The sequence below is a fragment of the Streptomyces sp. NPDC058279 genome (genome assembly GCF_042881255.1).
GTDB lineage: Bacteria > Actinomycetota > Actinomycetes > Streptomycetales > Streptomycetaceae > Streptomyces.
Window position 1 is genome coordinate 58,564 of sequence record NZ_JBHVYA010000012.1, and the last position, 21,190, is coordinate 79,753.

A 21,190-nucleotide genomic window follows, 5' to 3' on the forward strand; every position below is an offset into this window, starting at 1 on the left:
GTCGCGGACAAGGACACGCGGGGACCACTCCCGAACGGAGCATGCGGTCCCCCCGCCCTCGGGCCTAGCCTGCGGACAAAGACACAAGTGCGTCCGAAAACACCCCCCAGGAGCCCCCTATGACCGCTGTCCCGCAGGAGCGCCGCATCGTCACCGCGATCCCCGGCCCCAAGTCGCAGGAGCTGCAGGCCCGCCGCCTCGAGACGGTGGCCGGCGGCGTGGGCTCCGTGCTTCCGGTCTTCACCGCCCGCGCGGGCGGCGGCATCATCGAGGACGTCGACGGCAACCGCCTGATCGACTTCGGTTCCGGCATCGCCGTGACCTCCGTCGGCGCCTCCGCCGAGGCCGTCGTGCGCCGCGCCTCCGCGCAGCTCGCCGACTTCACCCACACCTGCTTCATGGTCACCCCCTACGAGGGCTACGTGGAGGTCTGCGAGGCGCTCGCCGAGCTGACCCCGGGCGACCACGCCAAGAAGTCGGCGCTGTTCAACTCCGGCGCCGAGGCCGTCGAGAACGCCGTCAAGATCGCCCGTGCGTACACCAAGCGCCAGGCCGTCGTCGTCTTCGACCACGGCTACCACGGCCGTACCAACCTGACGATGGCGCTGACCTCGAAGAACATGCCGTACAAGAACGGCTTCGGGCCGTTCGCCCCCGAGGTCTACCGCGTCCCGGTCGCCTACGGCTACCGCTGGCCCACCGGCGCCGAGAACTGCGGCCCCGAGGCCGCCGCCCAGGCGATCGACCAGATCACCAAGCAGATCGGCGCCGACAACGTCGCCGCGATCATCATCGAGCCGGTCCTCGGCGAGGGCGGCTTCATCGAGCCGGCCAAGGGCTTCCTGCCGGAGATCGTGAAGTTCGCCAACGACAACGGCATCGTGTTCGTCGCGGACGAGATCCAGTCCGGCTTCTGCCGCACCGGCCAGTGGTTCGCGTGTGAGGACGAGGGCATCGTCCCCGACCTCATCACCACCGCCAAGGGCATCGCGGGCGGTCTGCCGCTCGCCGCCGTGACCGGCCGCGCCGAGATCATGGACGCCGCGCACGCGGGCGGCCTGGGCGGTACCTACGGCGGCAACCCGGTGGCCTGCGCCGGTGCGCTCGGCTCCATCGAGACCATGAAGGAGCTCGACCTCAACGCCGCGGCGAAGAAGATCGAGACCGTCATGAAGGCCCGTCTGACGGCCATGCAGGAGAAGTACGAGATCATCGGCGACATCCGCGGCCGCGGCGCCATGATCGCGATCGAGCTCGTCAAGGACCCGGCGTCCAAGACCCCCTTCCCGGAGGCGGCCGGCGCCCTCGCCAAGGCGTGCCACGCCGAGGGCCTGCTCGTCCTCACCTGCGGCACCTACGGCAACGTGCTCCGCTTCCTGCCGCCGATCGTCATCGGCGAGGACCTCCTGAACGAGGGTCTGGACATCATCGAGGCGGCTTTCGCGGGCATCTGAGCGAACGTCCGAACACAGGGACCCACCGGTACCGCCGGTAACGGTCGGGCGCTGTGAAGAAGATGTGGGGGGCCGATGGCAGGAGCGCGTTCCTGCTGTCGGTCCCCTTTTCGCTGCCGTACGGTTTCTGCAGATGAGTGAGACACCCCGCTCCCGGCCTCACGGGGGCGACACCAGTACCGGGCTTCCCCAGCGCCGCACTGGGCATGCGTTCGCGCACACTCCTCACCGATCGGACGGCCGTACGCCCCAAACCCCCCGGGGCGCACGGCAACCCGATCCGGGCGGCCGTCCCGGAACCACCCCCCCTGTTCCGGGACGGCCGGCCATTTTCCCGGGTGTCCTCCCGGCTGTTCTCCCGGCCGTCGTCCGTGCCGTCCTCCCGGCCGCCTTGTGCGCGTTGTTCTTCGCCCTCCTCACCTGGCAGGTCCTCGTGTCGGGGCCGCTGCTGACCCCGGACGCCGCCCTGAGCCGCGCACTGGTACGTACCGTCCCCGACGCGGTCACCGAACGCCTCGCCGACCTCGGCAACGTCCCCGTGGCCCTGCCCGTCCTGCTCCTCGCCCTCGGCTGCGCCCTGTGGCGCGGCGACCGGCTCGGCCCCGCCGCCGCGGCGGTGGCCATGGCCGTGGTGCCGGCGCTGATCGTCCCGCTCAAGGAGTGGACGGGCCGGCCGGGCCCGCTGGAGCCGTGGGCCGCCGGCTACTACCCCTCGGGGCACACGGCGACGGCCTTCGTCGCGTACACGGGCGCGGCCCTGCTGGTCCGCCCGTACACCCGCGTCCCCTGGCCCACGGCGCTCGCCGCCCTCCTCACCGCACTGACGGCGGCGGGCCTGGTGCTGCGCGGCTTCCACTGGCCGCTGGACGTGCTGGCGAGCCTGCTGCTGTGCGCGCCGCTGCTGATCGGCGTGCGGTGGGCGGTGGGCCGGGCCCCGATCCGCCGGACCCCCGGCATCTCTTAGTGCTGTGGCCGGGAAGGTTTGCCGGGTCGCGGTGGTCGGCGCGGTGCATCGCAAGGCGGAGGGCCGGGCTCGTACTGGACGTACTTCCGTGGTCCGACAACGCAGGGAGGTGCCGTGCCGGGCGCCGCGACCCGGTGGACCTTCCCGGTCACAGCACTAGCACTCGCGCGCCGTCGACCGGGCCGCCGCCTCGTGCAGGGCGAGTTCCAGTACCACCGGGTCGGTGAGGGTGCCCCGGCCGTCCGGCGGCACCAGCCGGCGCACGCCGCCCGTCGCCCGGCCCGGGTACGGGACCGCGATCCACGTTCCGCGCCCTGCTCCGCGTACCCCGGTGGACCCAGCGGGAGGCCGTGCCCGGGGGCACGAAGAAGCCGAGCCGCGCCGTCGCCGGGTGCCCCCGCCGGCCGGCGGGGAAGTCGGCGAGCACCGGACCGGGCCGCTCCACGAGCAGTGTCAGGACGTCGAGGGCGGCCCGGCCCAGCTCGCCGGGCACGATCAGCACGTCCCAGCGGCGGCCGGCCGGCAGCAGGGCGATCCCGAGGGGGTTGCGCTCCCACTCCCACCGGCAGGCGGCGGGATCCGGCGCCGCCGATACCAGCCAGTCCACTGCGCTCTTGTCCCCGGGAACAGTCATCGCACGGCCTCCGTTCGCTCCGGCTCGGTGAAGTGTTCTCCACTGGAGAGAGCGGGGCCGTACCCGGCCATGACGCGGGTTCTGGTACATCGTGGTGGTGAAATCGGGTCGTCCGGCCGGGGGCGGCGCACATCGCGCGCCCCCGGCGGTCGCTCAGCTGTCGAAGCCCAGTCCGAAGCGGTCCAGCGCCTTGAGCCAGAGGTTGCGGCGCCCGCCCCGGGCGTCGGCGCGGGCCAGCGACCACTTGGTGAGGGCGATGCCGGTCCAGGCGAAGGGTTCGGGCGGGAACGGCATCGGCTTGGACTTCACCATCTCCAGTTCGGTCCGCTCGGTGCGCGCGCCGTCCAGCAGGTCGAGCATCACGTCCGCGCCGAAGCGGGTGGCGCCGACGCCGAGGCCGGTGAACCCGGCCGCGTACGCCACCTTGCCGGCGTGCGCGGTACCGAAGAAGGCGGAGAACCGGGAGCAGGTGTCGATGGCGCCGCCCCAGGCGTGGCTGAACCGGATGCCCTCCAGCTGCGGGAACGCGGTGAAGAAGTGCTGCGCGAGCTTGAGGTACGTCTCGGGGCGGTGGTCGTACTCGGAGTCCAGCTTGCCCCGGTAGGGGTAGATGGCGTCGTACCCGCCCCACAGGATGCGGTTCTCCGGGGTGATGCGGAAGTAGTGGAACTGGTTGGCGCTGTCGCCCAGGCCCTGGCGGTTGCCCCAGCCGATGGCCTTGAGCTGCTCGGCGGTGAGCGGCTCGGTCATCAGCGCGTAGTCGTAGACCGGGACGGTGAAGGGGCGGATCCGCTTGACCAGGGAGGGGAAGATGTTGGTCCCCAGCGCGACCCGGCGGGCGAAGATCCGCCCGTACGGGGTGCGGACGGCCATGCCTGCGCCGGAGGCGGCCAGGGAGAGCCCGCGGGTGTTCTCGTAGATCCGCACCCCGAGTCCGAGGCAGGCCCGCTTGAGGCCCCAGGCGAGTTTGGCGGGGTTGAGCATGGCGACGCCGTCGGTGTCCCACAGCCCGGCGAGGAAGGTGGGGGAGTCGACCTCGGCCCGGACCTCGTCGCGGTCCAGCCAGCGCATGCCGTCGGCGAGGCCGAGCCCCCGGGCCTCTTCGTACAGTTCGCGCAGCTCCTCGACCTGGTGGGGTTCGGTCGCCACGTCGATCTCGCCGGTGCGTTCGAAGTCGCAGTCGATGTCGTAGCGGGCGATGGCGGCCTCGATCTCGTCGAGGTTGCGGGCGCCCAGCTCCTCCAGCTTGGCCAGTTCGCCGGGCCAGCGGGCCAGGCCGTTGGAGAAGCCGTGGGTGAGGGAGGCGGCGCAGAATCCGCCGTTGCGGCCGGAGGCGGCCCAGCCCGCCTCCTTGCCCTCGATCAGGACGACGTCCCGGGCGGGGTCGCGCTCCTTGGCGATGAGCGCGGTCCACAGGCCGCTGTAGCCGCCGCCGATGACCAGCAGGTCGCACGCCTCGTCGGAGGTCAGCGCCGGCTCGGCGGCGGGCTTGCCGGGGTCGTCCAGCCAGTACGAGACCGGCAGTGCTTCGGAAAGGGATTGCGCAACGCTTCGCATGGCGACTGGGGCCATGTCTTCCAACTCCCTACAGAGCTACTTGGGCTGTGCCTTCTTGCGGCGGTTGCCGATCGTCTGACCGGCGAGGACCACCAGCACCGCGATGACGAACATCGCCGTGCCGATGACGTTGATCTGGACGGGCGTACCGCGCTGGGCCGATCCCCACACGAACATGGGGAAGGTGACGGTGTTGCCCGAGTTGAAGTTGGTGATGATGAAGTCGTCGAAGGAGAGCGCGAAGGAGAGCAGCGCGCCCGCCGCGATACCGGGGGCCGCGATGGGCAGGGTGACGCGCAGGAAGGTCTGCGCCGGTCCCGCGTAGAGGTCCCGGGCGGCCTCCTCCAGCCGCGGGTCCATGGACAGGACGCGTGCCTTGACCGCGGCGACGACGAAGCTGAGGCAGAACATGACGTGGGCGATCAGGATCGTCCAGAAGCCCAGCCGGATGCCCATGTTGAGGAAGAGGGCCAGCAGCGAGGCGGCCATCACGATCTCGGGCATCGCCATCGGCAGGAAGATCAGCGAGTTGACCGCGCCGCGCCCCCGGAACCGATAGCGCACCATCGCGAAGGCGATCGCGGTGCCGAGGACGGTGGCGCCGATGGTGGCCCACAGGGCGATCTGGAGCGAGAGGGAGAGGGAGCCGCACAGGTCGGCGACCCCGCAGGGGTCCTTCCAGGCGTCGAGCGAGAACTCCTGCCAGGCGTAGTTGAAGCGCCCGGTGGGGTTGTTGAAGGAGAACACCGTCACGACGACGTTCGGCAGGATCAGGTAGGCGAGGGTGCCCAGACCCGCGATCACGACGAGGTTGCGGCGAAGCCAGGTGATCGGCGTGCTCATCAGACCAGGTCCTCCGTCCCCGCTCGGCGGATGTAGATGGTGACCATGATCAGCACGATGGCCATGAGGATGAAGGACAGCGCGGCCGCTGTCGGGTAGTCGAGGATGCGCAGGTACTGCGACTGGATGACGTTGCCGATCATCCGGGTGTCCGTGGAGCCGAGCAGCTCGGCGTTGACGTAGTCGCCGCTCGCCGGGATGAAGGTCAGCAGGGTCCCGGAGACCACGCCGGGCATCGAGAGCGGGAAGGTCACCTTGCGGAAGACCGTGGCGGGACGGGCGTACAGGTCCCCGGCCGCCTCGTGGAGGCGGGTGTCGATGCGCTCCAGCGAGGTGTAGAGCGGAAGGATCATGAACGGGAGGAAGTTGTACGTCAGACCGCATACGACCGCGAGGGGCGTGGCCAGGACCCGGCTGCCCTCGGTGATGCCGAGCCAGCTCGTGACGTCGAGGAAGCCGACCTTGTCGAGGACGCCGACGACGGGGCCGCCGTCGGCCAGGATCGTCTTCCAGGCCAGCGTGCGGATCAGGAAGCTGGTGAAGAAGGGGGCGATGACCAGCACCAGCAGAACGTTCCGCCAACGACCCGCCTTGAAGGCGATGAGATACGCGAGCGGGTAGCCGAGCAGCAGGCACAGCGCGGTGGCGGTGCCGGCGTACGCGAGCGAGCGCAGGAACTGCGGGACGTAGCCGGTGAAGGCGTCCCAGTACGTCTGGAAGTGCCAGGTGACCTTGAAGCCCTCTTCGAGGGAACCGGTCTGCACCGAGGTGGACGCCTGGTAGACCATCGGCAGGACGAAGAACACCAGCAGCCACAGGATGCCGGGCAGCAGCAGCCAGTACGGGACCAGTCGCTTGCGCATCGACGGCTTGTGGACCGGGGGTTCGGCCGGGGGGGCCGCCTGGGGCGGCGCTGCGGTGGCGGTCACGCGGACTCCTCGACCGTCTCGATGCCCGCGTCGCCCATCGTCCCTGCAAGCATGGACTGCGCCGCGTCGAGCCCGAAGGTGTGGTCCGGGTTCCAGTGCAGGACCACCCGGGCGCCGGGGGTCAGGCGGGCGTCGCGCTCGATGTTCTGGACGTACACCTCCAGCTCCGGGCAGACCGGGCTGTCGATGACGAACTGGGTGGAGACGCCGATGAAGGAGGAGTCGGCGATCGTGCCGGTGATCTTGTTCCGGCCGGCCGCGATGGTGTCCTCCTCGTCCGCGTGGACCAGGGATATCTTTTCCGGACGCACCCCGACCAGCAGCTTCCCGCCGGCCCGGGGTGTGGTCGAACATCGCGCGACGGGCAGCCGGAGCTTCGTGCCGGCGCTGGAGACGACGACCTCGGCGGAACCGGCTTCCAGCACCTCGGCCTCGATCAGGTTGGAGGTGCCGAGGAAGTTTGCCACGAAGGTGGTCTTCGGGTTCTCGTACAGCTCGGCGGGGGCGCCCAACTGCTCCACCCGGCCGCCGTTCATCACCGCGACGGTGTCGGCCATGGTCATGGCCTCCTCCTGGTCGTGGGTGACGTGGACGAAGGTGATGCCGACCTCGGTCTGGATGCGCTTGAGCTCCAGCTGCATCTGGCGGCGCAGCTTGAGGTCGAGGGCGCCGAGCGGCTCGTCGAGGAGCAGCACCTGGGGGTGGTTGATCAGGGCGCGGGCAACCGCGACGCGCTGCTGCTGGCCACCGGAGAGCTGGTGCGGCTTGCGCTGGGCGAACTGGCCGAGCTGGACCAGCTCCAGCATGTCGTCGACCTGCTTCTTGACGGACTTGATGCCGCGGCGGCGCAGCCCGAAGGCGACGTTCTCGTAGATGTTCAGGTGCGGGAAGAGCGCGTAGCTCTGGAAGACCGTGTTCACCGGGCGCTTGTACGGCGGCAGCTGGGTGACCTCGCGGTCGCCGAGGCTGACCGTGCCGGTGGAGGGCTCCTCCAGGCCGGCGATCATGCGCAGGGTGGTGGTCTTCCCGCAGCCCGAGGCGCCGAGCAGGGCGAAGAAGGAGCCCTGGGGAATGGTGAGATCGAGCGGATGCACGGCGGTGAAGGAGCCGTAGTGCTTGCTGATCCCGGCGAGGCGGACATCGCCGCCCGCGGTCTTGTCAGTCATGGGCCTGGGCCTTCGGTGGTGTCGTCGAAAGGGGGCGGGGAGGGCGGGGCGCGGGTGCCGGTCGGGCCCGATCAGGCGCCGATGAGCTTGGTGAACTTCTCCTCGTACGCGGTCTCTTCCTCGCTGGTGAGCGACCGGAAGGCGCGCGCCTTGGCGGCCATCTCCTTGTCCGGGACGATCAGGACGTTGTCCGCGAGGGCGGGATCGATCTTCGCGAGGTCGTCCTTGACGCCGTCGACGGGACAGACGTAGCTGATGAAGGCGGCGAGTTGGGCGGCGACCGCGGGCTCGTAGTAGTAGTCGATGAGCTTCTCGGCGTTGGCCTTGTGCCGGGCGTGCGCCGGGACCAGCAGATTGTCGCTGGAGGACAGGTAACCGGCGGCCGGGATGGCGTACTTGATGTCCGGGTTGCCGGCCTGGAGCTGGATGACGTCGCCGGCCCAGGCGAGGCAGGCCGCGAGGTCGCCCTTGTCGAGGTCCGCCGTGTAGTCGTTGCCGGTGAAGCGGCGGATCTGCTTGGTGTCGACGCCCTTCTGGAGCCGGCCGATGGCGCCGTCGAAGTCCGCGGTGGTGAAGTTCGCCGGGTCCTTGCCCTGGTCGAGCAGGGTCATGCCGACGGTGTCGCGCATCTCGGTGAGGAAACCGACCCGGCCCTTGAGGGTGGGGTCGTCGAGCAGTTGCGTGACGGAGTCGACCTTCCTGCCCTCGGTGGCCTTGGCGTTGTAGGCGATGACCGTGTCGATGCCGGTCCACGGGTAGCTGTGGGCGCGGCCGGGGTCCCAGTCGGGATTGCGGAACTGGGGGATCAGGTTCGTGTAGGCGTGCGGGAGGTTGGCGGGATCCAGCTTCTGCGCCCAGCCGAGGCGGATGATGCGGGCCGCGAGCCAGTCGGTGACCACGATCAGGTCCCGACCGGTGTCCTGGCCGGCGGCCAGTTGCGGGCGGATCTTGCCGAAGAACTCGACGTTGTCGTTGATGTCCTCGGTGTACTTGACCTGGATCCCGGTGCGCTTGGTGAACGCCTCCAGCGTGGGCCGGGACTTCTCGTCGTCGCTGGTGTCCATGTACTCGGTCCAGTTGGAGAAGTTGATCTCCTTCTCGGAGGCCGAGTGGTCGTCGGAGGCCGTCGTCGCGTCGCCTTCGCGCTTGGCGGGCGGGATGCCGCAGCCGGTCAGCCCGTACAGGCCGCCGACGGTGAGCGCCCCGATGCCGGAGGCGCGCAGCAGCGACCGCCGGGTGAGGGCGCCGCGGCCGCCGGTGAGGCTGCGGCGTATCGCGGCGAGTTGCGGCGGCGAGAGGCTGCCGGGCTCGAACTGCTCCATGCGCTGTTGCCCTTTCGGGTGGGTGTGCCGCTTGGTCGGGCGGTCTCGGCTATCTGTCCCCGAAGATCGTGCGGTGCCAGTCCTTGGCGGCGACCGCGGTGTTGTCGTACATCACGTGCTTGACCTGCGTGTACTCCTCGAAGGAGTAGGCGCTCATGTCCTTTCCGAAGCCGCTCGCCTTGTAGCCGCCGTGGGGCATCTCGCTGATGATCGGGATGTGGTCGTTGACCCAGACGCAGCCGGCCTTGAGCTCGCGGGTGGCGCGGCCCGCCCGGTAGACGTCCCGGCTCCACGCGGAGGCCGCGAGGCCGTACGGGGTGTCGTTGGCCAGCGCGATGCCCTCGTCGTCGGAGTCGAAGGGCAGGACGACGAGGACCGGGCCGAAGATCTCGGCTTGGACGACCTCGCTGTCCTGCGCGGCCCCGGAGATCAGGGTGGGCCGGTAGTACGCCCCCTCCGCCAGGTCGCCGCCGGGGATCTCACCGCCGGTGACCACAGTGGCGTACGCGCGGGCGCGCTCGACGAAGCCGGCGACGCGGTCGCGCTGGGCGTGGGAGACGAGCGGGCCGAGGTCGGTGTCGGGCGCGAAGGGGTCGCCGAGGCGGACGGTCTCCATCAGCTCGGCGACGCGGGCGACGAAGGCGTCGTGCAGGGGCCGCTGGACGTAGGCGCGGGTGGCGGCGGTGCAGTCCTGGCCGGTGTTGATGAGGGAGGCGGCGACGGCGCCGTGTGCGGCGGCCTCCAGGTCCGCGTCGTCGAAGACCAGGAAGGGGGCCTTGCCGCCGAGCTCCAGGTGGAGGCGCTTGACGGTGGCGGTCGCGATCTCGGCGACGCGCTTGCCGACGGCGGTGGAGCCGGTGAAGGAGGTCATCACCACGTCCGGGTGGCCGACGAGGTGTTCGCCCGCGTCCCGGCCCGCGCCGGTCACGATGTTGATCACGCCGTCGGGCAGGCCCGCGTCCTTGGCCGCCTGGGCGAACATCAGGGAGGTGAGCGGTGTGAGCTCGGCGGGCTTGAGGACGATGGTGTTGCCCGCGGCGATCGCCGGGAGGATCTTCCAGGCCGCCATCTGGAGCGGGTAGTTCCAGGGGGCGATCGAGCCGACCACGCCGATGGCCTCGCGGCGTACGTAGGAGGTGTGGTCCCCGGAGTATTCGGCGGCCGCCTGGCCCTGGAGGTGGCGTGCGGCGCCCGCGAAGAAGGCGGTGTTGTCGATGGTGCCCGGTACGTCGAACTCCGTCGACAGCTTGATCGGCTTGCCGCACTGGAGGGATTCCGCGTACGCGAAGTCCTCGGCCTGCTCGCCCAGTACGGCGGCCAGCCGGTGCAGCGCGTCCGAGCGCTCGCCGGGGGTGGCCGCGGACCAGGCGGGGAAGGCCCGCTTGGCGGCGGCGACGGCCTCGTCCACGTCCGCCGTGCCGGCGAGCTCGTAGGTGAGCACCTCGGCGCCGGTGGCGGGATCCACGACGGTGTGTGACCGTCCCGAGGTACCGGGCCGGAGCCGGCCGTCGATGTACTGCGCGCCCTCTGCGAAGCGGTCCTTGAACTGGAAGCGGTTGCCCATCACGCTCTCACGCTCTCCGTAGCTACAGTTCGGGGTAGACCCGAATTGAGTGCCGATCCTGACAGAGGTACACCTCTCGGCCAAGTGATTCCGTTGTTGCCTTTTGATTACGCGACGGAATCGGTCGACCATGTGTCGAGGCACACCCGAAATCCGGTACGAAGTGTCCGTGGCGACTGCCAGACTCGCGTGCATGGAGAAGATCGACGACTTGATCGGCCTGGTCAGCCGGGGTGAGCGGCTGAAGTACCTGCCGTTCTGGGGGCACCGCCCGAGGCCGGACGGCAGCCTCGGACCGAGCTGTCTCAGCCAATGGTGGCCCGCGCCCTTCACTGTGGGTGAGGTCCGCTACGCCACCGCCGAGCACTGGATGATGGCCGGCAAGGCGCGCCTGTTCGCGGACGCCGAGGCGGAGCGGGCGGCGGTGGAGGCGGGGACTCCGGCGGCGGCGAAGAAGGCCGGGCGGCTGGTGCGCGGCTTCGACGAGGCGGTGTGGGAGCGGGAGCGGTACGCGCTGGTCGTGGCGGGCAGCGTGCACAAGTTCGGGTCCGATCCCGCGCTGCGGGCGTACCTGCTGGGCACCGGCGACCGGGTCCTGGTGGAGGCGAGCCCGCTCGACCGGATCTGGGGCGTCGGACTGGCCCCGGACGACGAGCGGGTTGGCGACCCGGCGCGCTGGCGGGGTCTGAACCTGCTGGGCTTCGCCCTGATGGACGCCCGCGAGCGGCTGCGGGCGGCGGACGCGGCGTGACCGGAGGGATCGTGACCGGAGGGATGCCGGACCGCCGCCGGGTCGCGGCGGTCATCGTCCGGGACGGCAGTGTGCTCATGGTCCGTGAGCGCGGCCGCGGGGCCGCGGGGCGGCACGACGGCCCGGAGTACTGGACCCTGCCGGGCGGCGGCCTGGAACCCGGAGAGGACCCGCGGGACGCGGTCCGGCGGGAGGTGGCGGAGGAGACCGGCCTGGTGGCCCTTTCCGTGCGGTACGCGTACGAGGCGCCGTACCCGTCGGGGTGGACGTCCTGCTACCGGGTGGAGGTGGGGACCGGGGAGCCCCGGCCGGGGGTGGACCCGGACCTGGAGTGCGACTGTCCCCGGATGGTGGGGCTGGTCTGGGTCCCGCTCGCGCGCGCCCTGGTCGGGGAGGACGAGGTCATGGTGCCGACCCTGCTCATGCCGGCGTCGGTCTGAACCCGTTGCGGGCTTACGGGCTTACCCCCGCACGGGCTGCGGGAGGGACTCCTGTGGCTTCGGGAGGGGCGCGTCGGGGGCCGCGGTGGCCAGGCGGGCGAGGCGGCGGGCCGTCTCGGAGCCGGGCTGCGGCGTGTAGACGACCACGAGTTGATCGGGTTCGCCGGGCAGGGCGAGCGTCTCGTAGGGAAGCACCAGCCTCCCCACGACGGGGTGGTCGATCAGCTTGACGCCGTGGGTCTTCTCCTTGACGGCATGGTCGGCCCACAGCCGCCGGAACTCCTCGCTCCGGTCGGCCAACTCCTGCGTCAGCGCGGCCAGCAGCGGGTCCCCCGGGTGCTGTCCGGCGTCGAGGCGCAGATAGCCGACGGTCTCCTCGGCGATCCGCGCCCATTGCGGGTACAACTCCCGCGCCACCGGGTCGAGGAAGACGTGACGGGCGATGTTGCGGGAGCCCGCGGGCATGCGGGAGTGGCCGGCGACGGCGTCCGCGAGGGCGTTCCAGGCCAGGATGTCCATGCGGCGGCCGAGGACGAAGGCGGGCGCTGCCCCGCCGACGGCGTCCAACAGGAGCCGGACTCCGGGGCGGATGTCCTGGACCGCTTCGGGCGTCGGGGCGGGACGGGCCAGGGCGCGCAGGTGCGAGTGTTCGGTGGGGTCGAGCCGCAGCACCCGGGCGATCGCGTCGAGCACGGCGTCCGAGACGCTGGGGCCGCGGCCCTGTTCCAGGCGGATGTAGTAGTCGACGCTGACACCGGCGAGCAGCGCCACCTCCTCGCGCCGCAGTCCCGGTACCCGGCGCCGGCCGTGCGAGGCCAGGCCCGTCTCCTCGGGCCGGATGCGGGCGCGGCGCGAGCGCAGGAAGTCTCCGATGTCCCCGGTCATGCGTTCGATCTTAGCCAGGGGTGGTCGTGGGCGCCGGGAGTCGGGAGTCGGGAGTCGGGCGGTCAGCCTGGTACTGCCAGTCCCAGGAAAAGCACGACCCTGGGTCGGTCCGGGCCGCGCCGCCAGGCTGGGTCGGGGGGGGGGGCCCCCCCCCCCCCCCCCCCCCCCCCCCGGCCCCCCCCCCCCCCCGCCCCCCCCCCCCCCCCCCCCCCCCCCCCCAGCCCCCCCCCCCCCCCCGGGGGGGGGCGCGCCCCGCGGGGGGGGGGGGCGCGCCCCCACCCCCGCCGCCCCCGCGACGCGAAGGAGCCACAGCCATGACGTACGCAACCCTGGACGGCCGCACCGCCCTGATCACCGGGGCCGCGAGCGGGATCGGCGCCGCGACCGCGCTGCTGCTCGCCCGCCACGGCGTGCGGGTGGCCCTGCTCGCCCGCCGGGCCGACCGCCTGGAAGAGGTGGCCGGCAAGATCCGGGCGGAGGGCGGCCGGGCGCTCACCGCCGCCGCCGACATCACCGAGCAGCGCGCGGTCGACGCCGCCGTCGAGCGCGTCCACAGCGGGTTCGGGCCGGTGGACCTGGTGGTCAACGCGGCCGGGGTCATGATGCCCAACCCGATCCGGGACGGCCGCACCGATCAGTGGCAGCGGATGCTCGACACGAACGTCGGCGGGGCACTGCGGGTCATCGGAGCGTTCACACCGGACCTGGTGGCCCGCGCCGCCGAGGGTGGCGCCGCCGACCTGGTCAACATCTCCTCCATCGCCGCGCACCTCCACTTCCCCGACTACGCGGTCTACGGCGCGACGAAGGCGGCACTGACCCATCTCTCCCAGTCCCTGCGCACCGAACTGGGCCCGCGGCGGGTGCGGGTCACGAACATCGAGCCGGGTCTGACCGACACCGAGCTGCCGCAGGGCATCGACAACGCCGCCCTCGCGTCCCAACTGTCGGGCATGTTCGACGCGATCGGCCCCCTCGCGGCGGAGGAGGTCGCGGACCTGGTCGCCTACGCCGCGAGCCGCGCCCGCCACGTCAACCTGCGCCAGTTGGTCATCCAGCCGACCACACAGGCATGACGGTCGGCGACGGACCGGCAGGCCGGTGCGGTCATATCCGCTCCTGCGTCCGGGAGTCCGACGACGGGCCGTGGTAGTCCGTGTCACCGGAGTCGGAGGAGTAGCCCGGGCCGAATACGAGGAACAGGGTGAGGGCGGCGCCGAGCACGATGCCCACCGCTCCGCAGATCAGGCCGGCCAGCGCGAGGCCCCCGTTGGTGGCCTCCCCGCGGGCGGCCTTGCCCCGGGCCAGCGCGCCGAGCACCACCGCGACGATCCCGAACACGAGCGGACCGACGAGGGTGAAACACGCCACCAGGGACAGCAGTCCGAGGACGAACGCGGCGACGCCGAGGCCGTTGCTCGGCTGCGGATGGCCGGGATACCCGGGGCCGTATCCGGGGTACCCGGCCGCGGTGGGATAGCCCGGATACCCGGGCGGTCCCCCGTAGGGCGGCTGCCCCCCGTAACCGGGCGCTCCCCCGTACCCGGGCTGACCGCCGTACCCGGGCGCTCCCCCGTACCCGGGTGGGCCGGCCGGCGTCGGCGCCCCGGGGTAGCCGTAACCGCCGGGGTCCGGCTGCGCCGGGTACCCGTAGACCGGCGGCGCGGCTGCCGCCGGCGGGCCCCCCGCCCCCGGCAGCTCCGCCACCGTCGGGTGCCCGTGGATCGCCGGCCCGCCCGCGGCGTCCCCCGGTCGGACCGGATCGGGCCCCGCCGAAGGACGCTCGGGCGGCGCCCACGGGTCTCTCGGCTCAGGGCTCTGCTGGTCGGTCATACGGCGCCCCCCTCTCGTACGTCCATGCTATGCGCCGGCACCGACACGGCCCGGCCTGCCTACGATGAAGCCGTCCTGCCCGCACCCGCGCCCTCCCGGAGGCATCCATGCCCGACCTGCACCCCTTCATCGCGGGGCTGCCCAAGGCCGAACTGCACGTCCACCACGTGGGCTCCGCTTCGCCGCGCATCGTGGCCGAACTCGCCTCCCGCCACCCCGACTCGAAGGTCCCCACCGACCCCGAGGCCCTCGTCGACTACTTCACCTTCACCGACTTCGCGCACTTCATCGAGGTCTACCTGTCGGTCGTCGACCTGGTCCGCACGCCCGACGACGTACGCACCCTCACCTACGAGGTTGCCCGCGACATGGCCCGGCAGAACATCCGCTACGCCGAGCTGACCATCACCCCCTACTCCTCCACCCGCCGCGGCATCCCCGAGGACGCCTTCATGGCGGCCATCGAGGACGCCCGCAAGGCGGCCGAGGCCGAGCTCGGCGTCGTCCTGCGCTGGTGCTTCGACATCCCCGGCGAGGCCGGTCTGGAAGCCGCCGCCGAGACGGCCCGACTCGCCGTCGACCTGCGCCCCGAGGGGTTGGTCTCCTTCGGTCTCGGCGGTCCGGAGATCGGTGTGCCCCGCCCGCAGTTCAAGCCGTACTTCGACCGCGCCCGGGCGGCCGGCCTGCACAGCGTCCCGCACGCCGGCGAGACCACCGGACCGGAGACGATCTGGGACGCCATCAACGAGCTGGGCGCCCAGCGCATCGGCCACGGCACCAGCGCCACCCGCGACCCGGAGCTGCTCGCCTACCTCGCCGAGCACCGCATCGCGCTGGAGGTGTGCCCCACCTCCAACATCGCCACGCGCGCCGTCACCGACCTCGACCTGCACCCGATCAAGGAGATGGTGCGGGCCGGCGTGCGCGTCACCATCAACAGCGACGACCCGCCGATGTTCGGGACCGACCTCAACAACGAGTACGCGGTCGCCGCCCGCCTCCTCGACCTCGACGAGCGCGGCCTCGCCGCGCTCGCGAAGAACGCCGTCGAGGCGTCCTTCCTGGACCCGGCGGGCAAGGCGAAGCTCAACGCGGAGATCGACACGTACACCGAGGCGTGGTCGGCCTCCTGACGGCCCCGCAGAATGGCGGCATGCGCACCCTTACCGCCGTCGGCCACCGCGGCGATCCCTACCGAGTCCGCGAGAACACCCTCCCCTCGATCCGCTCCGCCTTCGCCCGAGGTGCGGACGCGGTGGAGATCGACGTACGGCTGACCCGCGACGGGACCCCGGTCCTGCTCCACGACGAGACGCTCCGGCGGCTGTGGGGCCACGACGTACGGCTCGACGCCGTCACGGCCGCGCAGCTCGGGGAGATGACGGCGGGCGGGGTGCCGGCCCTGCGCGAAGCGCTGGTGGCGGCGGGCCCCGGCCGGCTGATGCTGGACCTGCCGGGCGCCACGCCGGAGGCCGTCCGGGCGGTCGTCGACGAGGTCCGCGCCTGCGGGGCGCGCGAGCGCACGTACTACTGCGCGGGCCCGGACTCGATGCTGGCCGTCCGCGCCGCCGATCCGCGGGCGGAGATCGCCCTGACCTGGACCACGCTCTCCCCGCCGCGCCGGGTGCTGATCGACGCGGTGAAACCGGCCTGGCTCAATTACCGGTTCGGTCTCGTCAGCCCGGAACTCACCGACGCCGTGCACCGGGACGGGCTGAAGGTGTCGGCCTGGACCGCGGACACGAAGCGGACGATGCGCGCGCTGATCACGGCCGGGGTGGACTCCGTCACCACGAACCGGGTGGACGCGCTGGCGGCGGTACGGGCCGAGCTCGGGCGGTGATACGCACCTGGGGGGAGCGGATCCGGCGGGCCGATCCGCGGTGGCAGGATCTCGGCCTGACGCTGCTCGTGCAGTCGGCGGTCTCGATGCCGTTCGTGGTGCCCCGGGCGGCGGACCTGCCGCCGGCCGACTGGGCCTCGTACGCGATGACCACGCTCGGGGTGCTGCCGCTGGTCTGGCGGCGGCGGGCGCCGGTGGCGGTGCTGGTGGCCGTCCTGTCGGTGGGCGGGCTCTACAAGCTGACGCTGGACGGGCCGGGGCAGCCGCTGCCGTACGCGGGACTGATCGCCTTCTACACCGTGGCGCTGCGGTGCACGGCCCGGGTGCGGCTGGGCGTGGGGCTGTTCACGGTGGTGGCGGTCGCCGTGTCGGTGGGGTGGAACACGGGGACGGCCCGCGAGCTGCTCTTCACCCTGTTCGTGTCGATCGCCGCCTACGCGCTCGGCCGTCTCCAGTACACGCGGCAGGCGTACACCCGGGCCGTCGAGGCGCGGGCGGCGGAGTTGGAGCGGGCGAACCGGATCGAGGCGGAGCAGGCGGCGGCGCGCGAACGGGCCCGGATCGCCAGGGAGATGCACGACATCCTCTCGCACGCCGTCAGCATCATGATCGTGCAGGCGGAGGCGGGTCCGGTGGCGGTGCGCCGGGCCCCCGAGCGGGCCGAGGCCGCGTTCGAGGCGATAGCCGGCACGGGGCGGGAGGCGATGGCGCAGCTGCGGTCGATGCTGGGCGTGTTGCGCACCGAGGAGTCGGCGCCCCGGCGACCGCAGCCGGGGGTGGAGGAGTTGGCGGGGCTGCTGGAGCGGGTGCGGGGCAGCGGCTTGGAGGTGGCGTACGAGCGCGTCGGCGAGGTGCGTGCGCTGCCGGCCGCGCTGGAGGCGACGGTGCACCGCGTCGTGCAGGAGGCGCTGACGAATGTGGTCAAGCACGCCGGGGCGGCGCGGGCCGCGGTGCGGCTGGACTACGGATCGCGGGTCCTGACGGTATCGGTGACGGACGACGGGCGGGGGCCGGGCGTACCGACGGGCGGGCACGGGTTGATCGGCGTCCGGGAGCGGGCGGCCGCGCACGGCGGGACGGCCGAGTGCGGTCCGGGGCCGGGCGGGCGCGGGTTCCGGGTCCGGGTGGCCCTTGTAATCTCGGCGCCGGGGGTGGTGAGTTGACGATCCGTGTGGTGGTGGCCGACGACCAGGAGCTGGTGCGCAGCGGCTTCGCGATGATCCTGGACGCGCAGGACGACATCGAGGTCGTCGCGGAGGTCGGGGACGGTGCGGCGGCGGTCGCGGCGGTGCGGGAGTTGCGGCCGGACGTGGCGCTGTTGGACATCCGGATGCCGGTGACGGACGGGATCGAGGCGTGCCGGACGATCTCGGCCGAGAGCGCCTGCCGGACGGTGATGCTGACGACCTTCGACTCGGACGAGTACGTCTACGAGGCGCTGCACGCGGGGGCGAGCGGGTTCCTGTTGAAGGACGTGCGACGCGACGACCTGGTGCACGCGGTACGGGTGGTGGCGGCGGGCGAGTCGCTGCTGGCGCCCTCGGTGGCCCGGCGGTTGATCGAGGAGTACACGGCGGTGACGGCGGCGCGTCCGGCGGGCGGGGCCGCGTCGGTCGCCGGGCGGTTGGAGGCACTGACGGCGCGGGAGCGGGAGACGTTGCTGCACCTGGGGCGGGGGTTGTCGAACGCGGAGATCGCGGTGGCGCTGACGGTGAGCGAGCACACGGTCAAGTCGCATGTGGGCAACGTGCTGGCGAAGCTGGGTCTGCGGGACCGGATCCAGGCGGTGATCTGCGCGTACGAGACGGGGTTGATCGCGGCGGGGGTGGCGTCCCCCGTGCGGGGTACTCCCTCTGGAGAGTGAGAGGCGGGGTGTCGACTCCCCCGCGCCGGTGAGTTGTCGTACCGCTGAAGACCCCTCTTGTTGGTGATCCGCAACTACCCCTGTGACCTGCAGCATTGAGGTCATCGGGGCGGACGTCGCCCGGATGAGGACGAGGGGGATCCCATGATGAACGCGCGTGCCCGCACTCTGATCGCCGCCACTTTGCTGCTGGGTATCGTGTCCGGCCCGGCCGTCGCCCATGCGACACCGGGGCCGGTCGCCCTGTCGGCGAAGGCCCCGGCGCCGGTGTTCTCGACCGCTCCGGACGCGCAGGCGTTGACGAAGGCGCTGGAAGGGGTCGGTGCCGCTAACGAGGACGCGACGGCGGCCCTGGTACGGGTCGGCGGATCGAGCGGAAGCTGGCAGGGCGTCTCCGGCGTGGCGGATCTCCGTACCGGACGCCCGGCCTTGGAGCAGGGCCGGTTCCGGGCCGGATCGGTGACCAAGACCTTCACGGCCGCGGTGGTCCTGCAACTGGCGGCCGAGGGGAAGGTCGATCTCGACAAGCCGGTACAGGGATACCTGCCCGGGACGTTCCCCGACCGCTTCCCGTCCGTGTCGGTGCGCGAGCTGCTGAACCACACGAGCGGGATCAAGCCGGCCGATGGCCCGGGGGACGCCTTCGAGGCGCAGTGGGACCACCGCTTCGATGTCACCGATCCGCACGACCAGATCGCCAACGCACTGGCACAAGGACCGGAGTTCGACCCGGGTTCGGCGCAGCACTACCTGAACATCAACTACACCGTTCTGGGTGTGCTCATAGAGAAGCTGACGGGCACGGCGTACGAGGAGCAGGTCGACCGGCGGATCCTGCGTCCGCTGGGGCTGCGCCAGACCTCCTTCCCGGGGCGGACGCAGACCCGGATACCGGGCCCGTACAACCACGGCTACCAGGCGGTGCCGCGTCCGGACGGCTCGACCGAGCTGCGGGACGTGTCGGTGTGGAACAGTTCCGACCGCTGGGCGGCGGGCGACATCATCTCGACCACCGCGGACCTGGAGCGGTTCACCGTGGCCCTGTTCAGCGGCCGGGTCGTGCCGCGGGCGCAGCTGGAGGAGATGTTCACCATCCCGGCGGTGAAGGACGTCGAGAGCGGCGCGGACGCCGTCCTGACCGCCGGCCTGTCCCGGATCGTGATGCCGGACGGCACGGAGGTATGGGGCAAGTCGGGCAGCCGCTACGGCTACAGCACCGGGATAGGCGGCACCCGGGACCTCTCCCGGAGCCTGGTCTACTCGGTGAACTCCACCGACGCGAAGAGCGAGGAAATGAACCCGGTGGTCCGCAACCTCCTGATGGCGGCCCTCACCCGGCAGTCGAACTAGGCGGGCATCGCTTCCAGCCGCTTGATGAGACGGCGCAGGGCCAGCAGCGGGACGATCCCGAAGACGCCGAACGACATGTCGATGAGGGTCCAGCCGAAGGGGATGCCCCGGATCGGTCCGCAGATCAGGGCCAGTGGGATCACTCCGGCGCAGGCGATCATGCCGGCTTCCACGATCCAGATGTTGCGCACCGGGTCGCGGTGGACCCCGTAGAAGAAGACGGCGATCACCAGGTGGGCGAAGGCGAGCCAGTCGTTGCCGTAGAGGAGGAAGGGGTACCGCGCGTCGGCTTGGTCCAGCCCCTCGGCCACCCGACGCAGCCAGACGTGGGACAGCACGGAGTTCGCCCAGTGGAGCTCGGTGACCAGGGGGAAGGCCGTGAGCCCACTGAGGACGAGGCAGACGATGAACAGGACCAGCCAGACACGGATACGCCGCCGGAGGGCGCTTCTCTCGCTCATGGGACAAGCGTACGCAGTTTTCTGAACACGTTCAGCCAGATCTTTGAACATGTTCAACCCTGTGGCCGGACCGTGACGGAGGTCAGAGCCCGACGATCGCGTTCCAGCGCTTGGCGAAGGACTGGCGCTCGGCCGAGGAGATGTCCCGCGCCACGACGAGGCGCCGTCGCATCTCGTCGTCCGGGAAGATCAGCGGGTTCGCCGCGAGTTCGGCGGTCTCCTTGTCCTTGGAGGCGGCCAGGACCTCGCGGGCGGCCGGGACCGGGCAGACGTAGTTGACGGCGGCGGCGAGCTTCGCGGCCACCGCCGGGTCGTAGTAATGGTCCACCAGCGCCTCGGCGTTGGACTTGTGCAGGGCCAGGTTCGGGACCAGCAGGCTCTCCGCCCAGAGTTCGGCACCCTCCTCCGGGACCACGAACTCGATGTCGGGGTTGTCGGCCCGCAGTTGGACGACGTCACCGGAGTACGCCTGGCAGGCCAGCACGTCGCCCTTGCTCAGGTCGGAGGTGTAGTCGTTGCCGGTGAAGCGGCGGATGTGCTTCTTCTTCACCATGCTCTCGACCCGGTCGCACATCCGGTGGAAGTCGCTCTCCGTCCATCGGGTGACGTCCACGCCGTCGCCCTGCATCAACAGGGCGAAGGACTCGTCGAGTCCGGAGAAGAGCGTCACCTTGCCCGCCAGGTCGGGCTGCCACAGGTCCTTGACGGACTTGATCTCCCGCCCCAGCGCCTTGCGGTTGTAGGCGATGCCGGTGATCCCGGACTGCCACGGCACGGTGTGCAGTCGGCCCTCGTCGAAGGCGGGGGAACGCAACTGCGGGTCCAGGTGCCGTGCCACGTTGGACTGCTTCGAGCGGTCCATCTTCTGGGCCCAGCCCAGCCGGACGAAGCGGGCGGCCATCCAGTCGCTGACCACCACCAGGTCGTGACCGGTCTGCTGGTGGTTCATCAGGGCCGGGCTGACCTTGCCGAAGAACTCGTCGTTGTCGTTGATCTCCTCGGTGTACCGGACCTCGATGCCGGTCTTCCGGGAGAAGGCGTCCAGCGTTGGACGGCGCTGTTCGTCCTCGTCGTCGGTGTCGATGTACAGCGGCCAGTTGGAGAAGGCGAGGCTGCGTTCTCCGGCGGAGTGGTCCGGGCCCTCTCGGCGGTCCTCGGGGACGTAGGCGGCGGGCACCCCGCAACCGCTGAGGGCGGCCAGCAGGCCCGCGGCACCGAGTCCGCGCAGCGCGGCGCGGCGGGAGAAGGGGAGTTCAGGCATGCCCAAAGCCTCGGACAAGCCGAAGGGGCGGGCAATAGACAACGTGTCTACTGCCCGCCCCCTCAGCGT

20 protein-coding genes and 1 pseudogene are annotated in these 21,190 nt (G+C 71.5%); 10 read left to right on the forward strand and 11 right to left on the reverse strand.

What is annotated here, in order from left to right:
- Positions 1–119 precede the first annotated feature (119 nt).
- Both gabT and ACFVXJ_RS22220 read left to right on the forward strand, forming a co-directional pair.
- Entirely contained in the window at positions 120–1,454 is a 1,335-nt protein-coding gene (gabT, locus tag ACFVXJ_RS22215) for a 4-aminobutyrate--2-oxoglutarate transaminase (RefSeq protein ID WP_136213462.1), read from the forward strand.
- Between the two features lie 400 nt (positions 1,455–1,854).
- Entirely contained in the window at positions 1,855–2,418 is a 564-nt protein-coding gene (locus ACFVXJ_RS22220) for a phosphatase PAP2 family protein (protein ID WP_389663999.1), read from the forward strand.
- Between the two features lie 156 nt (positions 2,419–2,574).
- On the opposite strand, the pseudogene ACFVXJ_RS22225 reads toward ACFVXJ_RS22220, so the two are convergent.
- The 7 genes and pseudogenes from ACFVXJ_RS22225 to ACFVXJ_RS22255 form a co-directional block, all read right to left on the reverse strand.
- A pseudogene (locus tag ACFVXJ_RS22225) lies at positions 2,575–3,052 on the reverse strand (hypothetical protein).
- 153 nt (positions 3,053–3,205) lie between these two features.
- A complete protein-coding gene (locus tag ACFVXJ_RS22230) occupies positions 3,206–4,624 on the reverse strand; it encodes an NAD(P)/FAD-dependent oxidoreductase (RefSeq protein WP_389664001.1) in 1,419 nt (472 codons plus the stop codon).
- Positions 4,625–4,645: 21 nt separating this feature from the next.
- Entirely contained in the window at positions 4,646–5,452 is an 807-nt protein-coding gene (locus ACFVXJ_RS22235) for an ABC transporter permease (protein WP_389664003.1), read from the reverse strand.
- Positions 5,452–6,381, reverse strand: a complete 930-nt coding sequence (locus ACFVXJ_RS22240; protein ID WP_389664005.1) for an ABC transporter permease — start codon at positions 6,379–6,381, stop codon at positions 5,452–5,454. Before ACFVXJ_RS22240 ends, ACFVXJ_RS22235 begins: the two co-directional genes overlap by 1 nt.
- A complete protein-coding gene (locus tag ACFVXJ_RS22245; RefSeq protein WP_389664007.1) occupies positions 6,378–7,547 on the reverse strand; it encodes an ABC transporter ATP-binding protein in 1,170 nt (389 codons plus the stop codon). Before ACFVXJ_RS22245 ends, ACFVXJ_RS22240 begins: the two co-directional genes overlap by 4 nt.
- 71 nt (positions 7,548–7,618) lie before the next feature.
- Positions 7,619–8,869: a spermidine/putrescine ABC transporter substrate-binding protein gene (locus tag ACFVXJ_RS22250; RefSeq protein ID WP_389664009.1), complete on the reverse strand. Its 1,251-nt coding sequence runs from the start codon at positions 8,867–8,869 to the stop codon at positions 7,619–7,621.
- Between the two features lie 49 nt (positions 8,870–8,918).
- Positions 8,919–10,433 carry a gamma-aminobutyraldehyde dehydrogenase gene (locus tag ACFVXJ_RS22255; RefSeq protein WP_389664141.1) on the reverse strand — a complete coding sequence of 505 codons (1,515 nt, stop codon included), beginning with the start codon at positions 10,431–10,433 and terminating at the stop codon, positions 8,919–8,921.
- A gap of 193 nt (positions 10,434–10,626) precedes the next feature.
- Between ACFVXJ_RS22255 and ACFVXJ_RS22260 the strand changes: the two genes are divergently transcribed.
- Entirely contained in the window at positions 10,627–11,184 is a 558-nt protein-coding gene (locus tag ACFVXJ_RS22260; protein ID WP_389664011.1) for an NADAR family protein, read from the forward strand.
- Positions 11,185–11,195: 11 nt separating this feature from the next.
- Positions 11,196–11,624, forward strand: coding sequence for an NUDIX hydrolase (locus ACFVXJ_RS22265; protein ID WP_389664013.1), 429 nt, complete (start codon positions 11,196–11,198; stop codon positions 11,622–11,624).
- Between the two features lie 21 nt (positions 11,625–11,645).
- On the opposite strand, the gene ACFVXJ_RS22270 is transcribed toward ACFVXJ_RS22265, so the two are convergent.
- On the reverse strand, positions 11,646–12,509 hold the full coding sequence (locus tag ACFVXJ_RS22270; protein ID WP_389664014.1) for a helix-turn-helix transcriptional regulator: 864 nt from the start codon (positions 12,507–12,509) through the stop codon (positions 11,646–11,648).
- 314 nt (positions 12,510–12,823) lie between these two features.
- On the opposite strand from ACFVXJ_RS22270, the gene ACFVXJ_RS22275 reads away from it, so the two are divergent.
- Positions 12,824–13,585 (forward strand): SDR family oxidoreductase, encoded by a 762-nt coding sequence (locus tag ACFVXJ_RS22275; RefSeq protein ID WP_389664015.1) that lies wholly within the window; start codon positions 12,824–12,826, stop codon positions 13,583–13,585.
- A 31-nt stretch (positions 13,586–13,616) separates the two neighbouring features.
- Here the strand turns inward: ACFVXJ_RS22275 and ACFVXJ_RS22280 are convergent, their stop codons facing one another.
- Positions 13,617–14,342, reverse strand: a complete 726-nt coding sequence (locus ACFVXJ_RS22280; protein ID WP_389664017.1) for a DUF4190 domain-containing protein — start codon at positions 14,340–14,342, stop codon at positions 13,617–13,619.
- 107 nt (positions 14,343–14,449) lie between these two features.
- On the opposite strand from ACFVXJ_RS22280, the gene ACFVXJ_RS22285 reads away from it, so the two are divergent.
- From ACFVXJ_RS22285 to ACFVXJ_RS22305, 5 genes are all read left to right on the forward strand, one after another.
- On the forward strand, positions 14,450–15,475 hold the full coding sequence (locus ACFVXJ_RS22285) for an adenosine deaminase (protein ID WP_389664019.1): 1,026 nt from the start codon (positions 14,450–14,452) through the stop codon (positions 15,473–15,475).
- A gap of 20 nt (positions 15,476–15,495) precedes the next feature.
- The gene (locus tag ACFVXJ_RS22290; protein ID WP_389664020.1) at positions 15,496–16,185 is read left to right on the forward strand and encodes a glycerophosphodiester phosphodiesterase; all 690 of its coding nucleotides are present in this window, start codon (positions 15,496–15,498) and stop codon (positions 16,183–16,185) included.
- Positions 16,182–17,348 (forward strand): sensor histidine kinase, encoded by a 1,167-nt coding sequence (locus ACFVXJ_RS22295; RefSeq protein ID WP_389664022.1) that lies wholly within the window; start codon positions 16,182–16,184, stop codon positions 17,346–17,348. Before ACFVXJ_RS22290 ends, ACFVXJ_RS22295 begins: the two co-directional genes overlap by 4 nt.
- The gene (locus tag ACFVXJ_RS22300; protein ID WP_389664024.1) at positions 17,345–18,049 is read left to right on the forward strand and encodes a response regulator; all 705 of its coding nucleotides are present in this window, start codon (positions 17,345–17,347) and stop codon (positions 18,047–18,049) included. Before ACFVXJ_RS22295 ends, ACFVXJ_RS22300 begins: the two co-directional genes overlap by 4 nt.
- 144 nt (positions 18,050–18,193) lie before the next feature.
- A complete protein-coding gene (locus tag ACFVXJ_RS22305) occupies positions 18,194–19,399 on the forward strand; it encodes a serine hydrolase domain-containing protein (protein WP_389664026.1) in 1,206 nt (401 codons plus the stop codon).
- On the opposite strand, the gene ACFVXJ_RS22310 is transcribed toward ACFVXJ_RS22305, so the two are convergent.
- On the reverse strand, positions 19,396–19,860 hold the full coding sequence (locus ACFVXJ_RS22310) for a hypothetical protein (RefSeq protein WP_389664028.1): 465 nt from the start codon (positions 19,858–19,860) through the stop codon (positions 19,396–19,398). The two genes, ACFVXJ_RS22305 and ACFVXJ_RS22310, sit on opposite strands and share 4 nt — an antisense overlap.
- An 82-nt stretch (positions 19,861–19,942) precedes the next feature.
- Positions 19,943–21,121, reverse strand: coding sequence for a spermidine/putrescine ABC transporter substrate-binding protein (locus tag ACFVXJ_RS22315; RefSeq protein ID WP_389664030.1), 1,179 nt, complete (start codon positions 21,119–21,121; stop codon positions 19,943–19,945).
- Positions 21,122–21,190: the final 69 nt, after the last annotated feature.

Excerpts from the sequence above, each read along its gene's own strand:
- gabT (WP_136213462.1), top strand. The coding sequence starts at position 120 with ATGACCGCTGTCCCGCAGGAGCGCCGCATCGTCACCGCGATCCCCGGC.
- ACFVXJ_RS22230 (WP_389664001.1), bottom strand. The coding sequence starts at position 4,624 with ATGGCCCCAGTCGCCATGCGAAGCGTTGCGCAATCCCTTTCCGAAGCA.
- ACFVXJ_RS22235 (WP_389664003.1), bottom strand. The coding sequence starts at position 5,452 with ATGAGCACGCCGATCACCTGGCTTCGCCGCAACCTCGTCGTGATCGCG.
- ACFVXJ_RS22245 (WP_389664007.1), bottom strand. The coding sequence starts at position 7,547 with ATGACTGACAAGACCGCGGGCGGCGATGTCCGCCTCGCCGGGATCAGC.
- ACFVXJ_RS22250 (WP_389664009.1), bottom strand. The coding sequence starts at position 8,869 with ATGGAGCAGTTCGAGCCCGGCAGCCTCTCGCCGCCGCAACTCGCCGCG.
- ACFVXJ_RS22255 (WP_389664141.1), bottom strand. The coding sequence starts at position 10,433 with ATGGGCAACCGCTTCCAGTTCAAGGACCGCTTCGCAGAGGGCGCGCAG.
- ACFVXJ_RS22260 (WP_389664011.1), top strand. The coding sequence starts at position 10,627 with ATGGAGAAGATCGACGACTTGATCGGCCTGGTCAGCCGGGGTGAGCGG.
- ACFVXJ_RS22270 (WP_389664014.1), bottom strand. The coding sequence starts at position 12,509 with ATGACCGGGGACATCGGAGACTTCCTGCGCTCGCGCCGCGCCCGCATC.
- ACFVXJ_RS22275 (WP_389664015.1), top strand. The coding sequence starts at position 12,824 with ATGACGTACGCAACCCTGGACGGCCGCACCGCCCTGATCACCGGGGCC.
- ACFVXJ_RS22280 (WP_389664017.1), bottom strand. The coding sequence starts at position 14,342 with ATGACCGACCAGCAGAGCCCTGAGCCGAGAGACCCGTGGGCGCCGCCC.
- ACFVXJ_RS22285 (WP_389664019.1), top strand. The coding sequence starts at position 14,450 with ATGCCCGACCTGCACCCCTTCATCGCGGGGCTGCCCAAGGCCGAACTG.
- ACFVXJ_RS22290 (WP_389664020.1), top strand. The coding sequence starts at position 15,496 with ATGCGCACCCTTACCGCCGTCGGCCACCGCGGCGATCCCTACCGAGTC.
- ACFVXJ_RS22305 (WP_389664026.1), top strand. The coding sequence starts at position 18,194 with ATGATGAACGCGCGTGCCCGCACTCTGATCGCCGCCACTTTGCTGCTG.
- ACFVXJ_RS22310 (WP_389664028.1), bottom strand. The coding sequence starts at position 19,860 with ATGAGCGAGAGAAGCGCCCTCCGGCGGCGTATCCGTGTCTGGCTGGTC.
- ACFVXJ_RS22315 (WP_389664030.1), bottom strand. The coding sequence starts at position 21,121 with ATGCCTGAACTCCCCTTCTCCCGCCGCGCCGCGCTGCGCGGACTCGGT.